This is a genomic window from Pseudomonas sp. 05N434 (assembly GCF_056396965.1).
In genome coordinates this window covers 1-3,407 of record NZ_JBFTMK010000540.1, presented here as the reverse complement: position 1 = coordinate 3,407, position 3,407 = coordinate 1, and the positions used below count along the sequence as shown (strand labels likewise).

At 57.3% G+C, this 3,407-nt stretch carries 7 protein-coding genes; 1 reads left to right on the top strand and 6 read right to left on the bottom strand.

Annotated features, from left to right (window positions below):
- From AC1DLB_RS25380 to AC1DLB_RS25360, 5 genes are all read right to left on the bottom strand, one after another.
- Positions 1-1,795: toprim domain-containing protein (locus AC1DLB_RS25380; protein ID WP_477785862.1), on the bottom strand; the 1,795-nt coding region annotated here is incomplete at its 3' end.
- 6 nt (positions 1,796-1,801) lie between these two features.
- Positions 1,802-2,035 carry a hypothetical protein gene (locus tag AC1DLB_RS25375; protein ID WP_477779321.1) on the bottom strand — a complete coding sequence of 78 codons (234 nt, stop codon included), beginning with the start codon at positions 2,033-2,035 and terminating at the stop codon, positions 1,802-1,804.
- A gap of 75 nt (positions 2,036-2,110) precedes the next feature.
- Positions 2,111-2,482, bottom strand: a complete 372-nt coding sequence (locus AC1DLB_RS25370) for a hypothetical protein (RefSeq protein ID WP_477779320.1) — start codon at positions 2,480-2,482, stop codon at positions 2,111-2,113.
- Positions 2,479-2,769 (bottom strand): Ogr/Delta-like zinc finger protein, encoded by a 291-nt coding sequence (locus AC1DLB_RS25365; protein ID WP_038979812.1) that lies wholly within the window; start codon positions 2,767-2,769, stop codon positions 2,479-2,481. The genes AC1DLB_RS25370 and AC1DLB_RS25365 overlap by 4 nt, the downstream gene beginning before the upstream one ends.
- Positions 2,770-2,780: 11 nt before the next feature.
- Positions 2,781-2,972, bottom strand: coding sequence for a hypothetical protein (locus AC1DLB_RS25360; protein WP_477779319.1), 192 nt, complete (start codon positions 2,970-2,972; stop codon positions 2,781-2,783).
- On the opposite strand from AC1DLB_RS25360, the gene AC1DLB_RS25355 reads away from it, so the two are divergent.
- Positions 2,971-3,189: a hypothetical protein gene (locus AC1DLB_RS25355; RefSeq protein WP_038979815.1), complete on the top strand. Its 219-nt coding sequence runs from the start codon at positions 2,971-2,973 to the stop codon at positions 3,187-3,189. The two genes, AC1DLB_RS25360 and AC1DLB_RS25355, sit on opposite strands and share 2 nt — an antisense overlap.
- A gap of 10 nt (positions 3,190-3,199) precedes the next feature.
- On the opposite strand, the gene AC1DLB_RS25350 is transcribed toward AC1DLB_RS25355, so the two are convergent.
- A partial coding sequence (locus AC1DLB_RS25350) for a phage regulatory CII family protein (RefSeq protein ID WP_477785861.1) occupies positions 3,200-3,407 on the bottom strand: 208 nt, incomplete at its 5' end.

Here is a 3,407-nt window from a genome sequence, read left to right as displayed (position 1 = left end):
GCGTAGATTTCGACGGGTCAAAACCTTCATGCTCGCGGCCCAGCAGTTTCCAAAGGAAGGTGAGAAGCGTGGTCTTGCCGGCGCCGGCTTCGCCCGTGACCTCAAGGAACGGAAACGACTTGTACTGTGCGCGGATCTGCTCGGCGAACAGCGAACCGAACCAGAACGCCAGGGCAACAATGCCCTTGGCGCCAAAACACAGCCACAGCATCGGCAGCCAATCGCTGCGATACACCTTGCTGTCGCGCTGAATGTGCATGGCAATCGACTTCTGCAGCGTCTTGAGCCGCAGTTTGCCGAACTCGAAAAAGTCCTCCTTGTTCACTTCGCTGACGATACCGCTGCGCACAGCGATGTCGCCGAACACGTAGCAGCTGTGCTGTTTGCTGTAGCCAATGAAGTCGATGGTCTCCACGGTTTTCAGGCCGAAGAGCTGGTCTTTCATGATCTTGTCGAGTTGTTGACCACTGCCGGTGAATACGGCGCCGGCGGCCATGCTGAGCAGTCGCTTTTTGAATTCGCTGGCGGCGGCAACCTGGCCACCGGTGAAGGTGTTTTTGACGCTGCCACTGTCGTGTGGGAAATCAACGCGGAAGTAGTACCAGGATTCGTCGGTCACTTCGTTGCGTTGGAAATACAGTGCCTGCGGGTAGCAGTTGGCGATCTCGACCACACCGCCACATTGACGTAGAGCTTTGTCGCGGCGCTGCTTGTCGTTGAGCAATTGGTCTTCATGGCGCTCGGAAGACTCCAGCGCTTGCATGGCCTTGTTGAACTTCTCCAGGTCCATCTTGAACCAGTACAACCGACTGTCGAAGCCGAAGTGAAACTCATGGCGCTCACGCCAGTCGTACATCAGCACGCCTTTTTCTGACGCGCTTTCGGCGATCAGAAGGGAGCCATGGTAGCGAGCCGTGGCCAGGTCTTTTTCGACCTGCTCGGTGCGTTGGGTTTCGTCATCGATGAAGTTCCACCGCTGGTGCAGATCATTCCAGTCAACCTTGCGGCTATCTGGTTGGGAGATCTGCGCCGCTTCGCATTCGTAGCCCAATGCGCGGGCCTGACGTACCCAGCGCTTGGTGTATTTATGCGCTCCTGGTTCGTTGTCCAGTGCCCACACCAACTTCGGCAGTTTGCCACCGCGCTGCCGTGCCAGCTCTTTCAACGACTCTTCGGGATAGGCGCCGGATGACATCGCCGATACTGCTGCGATGCCGTTGTGGACCAGAGCAATGGCATCRAAAATGCCCTCGACGATCCATAGTTCGGTGACATCCAACAACTCGACGCAGGGCGGGCACCACCAAACACCACGAGGACTGTCGCCGGGTTTGAAGCGGGCTTTCATCTTGCCAAAACGGTGCGGCCGGTCGATCAGCCGTTCCCAGTAACCGCCCTTATCTAGGGCGAAACGTACTGTCGCGCTGCCTGCATTCAACTCGCCAGAGAAATACGTTTCCTGGGTGAACCAGCCTTGAATCAGATCCAGACGAAAGCCGCGAGCAAACTCCAGGTAGGCACGAGCCGTTGCGTTGGGATGCTCCTCGGTCGCCGGAGCACGTTTGCTCCAGTCGTCGAACAGGTCTTCGTAGATCTCCTTCACGTGCCAGGTCTGGCCGCACTTGCCCCGGCCACAACGGATCATCCACGGGTCATCGTGGAAGGCATACAGCTCCTTTTTCTTGCACGCTGGGCATTCGCCTTCGCGCATGTATTTGCCCGCTTTATGCTTGAGGCCGTAATCGGACTGAAGGCGTTGCAGGATGTCGGCGCGTAGATCGTGTTTCATGTTCATCGGGGCTTACTTCACTTCGCCGAGACTGTGTTTGAGGGCGCCAATCAGGCGTTTTTGCGCGGCCATCACGGGGAAGGCGGTCAGCAGCGAGCCGTGCCGTAGACCCTCGGGGATCAAGCGAAATCGATCGTCGTACCAGTGCTCGTTGAACTGCATCGCGTACTGGCTGCGTAGCGTTTCGAGCAACGCTTCGGCCTGCGAACGACTCAGTTTTGCGGTGATGGCAACGTCGACTTCCATGATCCACCTCGGATTTCGGGCAAAGCTCACCCAAACCCACGGGAAGCGGGGGCAGGGCAGGGAGTTAAAAAAGGATTACTGAGGGTGGTGCTTGTGCGCAGAATCGCGCTGAGCGAGTAATGTCTGCGGTAGCAACCTCGCCGGGACGGGATAACGTAGGTCAGCCCGTGTATCGATCAAGTGCACGACAGTGCAACCCGGGCTGGTGCCCCAGTCCACACCAATCCACTTGCGCTGATTGATCACCTGCAACTCGGTCCAAGCGTTGTGCACCAGCTGCTGAGCCATGAACACCGGCACCTCCAGCGATGTGGTCAGGTGCCGAACGCAGTTGTCGTACAGCAGATCGGAATCCACCAGGTACTGAGCTTCATGTCGTTGTAGGTAGGCAAACGCCGCCCGTTGCATGCTGCTGCGGTAGTCGTGGGTCAACTGTTCATGGTTCATTGCGCACACTCCATTTCCATTTGGTCGAGCAGGTCGGGTTGATCGTTGGCGGTCTTCATCGCGGCTCGGCGCAGAGCGATGTCAGCAATGGGTAAACGAACCGAGGGGTTAGCCATGCCGCTGGGACTCATCTCGTGGGTCATTTCGAACTCAGCACGCACCGACCAGCCGCAGGCTTCATTGGTGCATTGCAGGTAGGCCACCCGCAGGAAAATGTGTGTGCCTTCGCTGGTGCGGATGCGCATGCGGCCGAGGCAGTGCGGACAGACAAGTTTGTAGGTGCTCATGACCAGTTCCTTTAGAGCGTTTCTGCCGCTTCGTGCGCGATGTTCAGCGGGGTAACCACATCGCCGATAGCGATCCTGATGTCACTCCCTGAAAGCGAGTTATTGGTGGTCGCGACGATTTCTTTTAAGGTGTCCAGCCGCTGCTGGGCGATGACCAGCAGATCATTCAAATGTGTTCTGTCTACTTCGGAGATGTAGGTCATGGCGATTCACTCAAAAAGGGATGTTGAAAGCTTGATGCAGCGCTTACTGGAGCGACACGAAGCGCTGGTCAAAATCATGAGCGGCCGCGAAACCACCAAAACAACCACCTTAGGTACAGAGCCAGGGGTGGCAGTGAAAGCCGAAGACATTCGCTTCGCCGTCGACGACGTCGCAACGGCACTGAAAGAAATCAAGGCTCGTCTCGGTAAGGGCTGAGTGCGTTGGCTCATGCAGAAACCCCGCGACCATGCAGTTGGATGGTCGCCAGCACTTCGGCGTAGCGGGCGGACATGTAATGCATCAAGGCATTGATGATTGCCTGGGCTTCGCAGGACTCAATGACGCCGTCATCCAACGCCTTGGCAATGATCTGGTCCACCATGCCGCGCTTGGCGGCGGCCTTGACTGACCGGTTGTACAACTCGACGTTGTCC

Bases quoted from the DNA above. Each gene is read 5' to 3' on its own strand.
- AC1DLB_RS25375 (WP_477779321.1), bottom strand. From the start codon at position 2,035: ATGGAAGTCGACGTTGCCATCACCGCAAAACTGAGTCGTTCGCAGGCC.
- AC1DLB_RS25370 (WP_477779320.1), bottom strand. From the start codon at position 2,482: ATGAACCATGAACAGTTGACCCACGACTACCGCAGCAGCATGCAACGG.
- AC1DLB_RS25365 (WP_038979812.1), bottom strand. From the start codon at position 2,769: ATGAGCACCTACAAACTTGTCTGTCCGCACTGCCTCGGCCGCATGCGC.
- AC1DLB_RS25355 (WP_038979815.1), top strand. From the start codon at position 2,971: ATGGCGATTCACTCAAAAAGGGATGTTGAAAGCTTGATGCAGCGCTTA.
- AC1DLB_RS25360 (WP_477779319.1), bottom strand. From the start codon at position 2,972: ATGACCTACATCTCCGAAGTAGACAGAACACATTTGAATGATCTGCTG.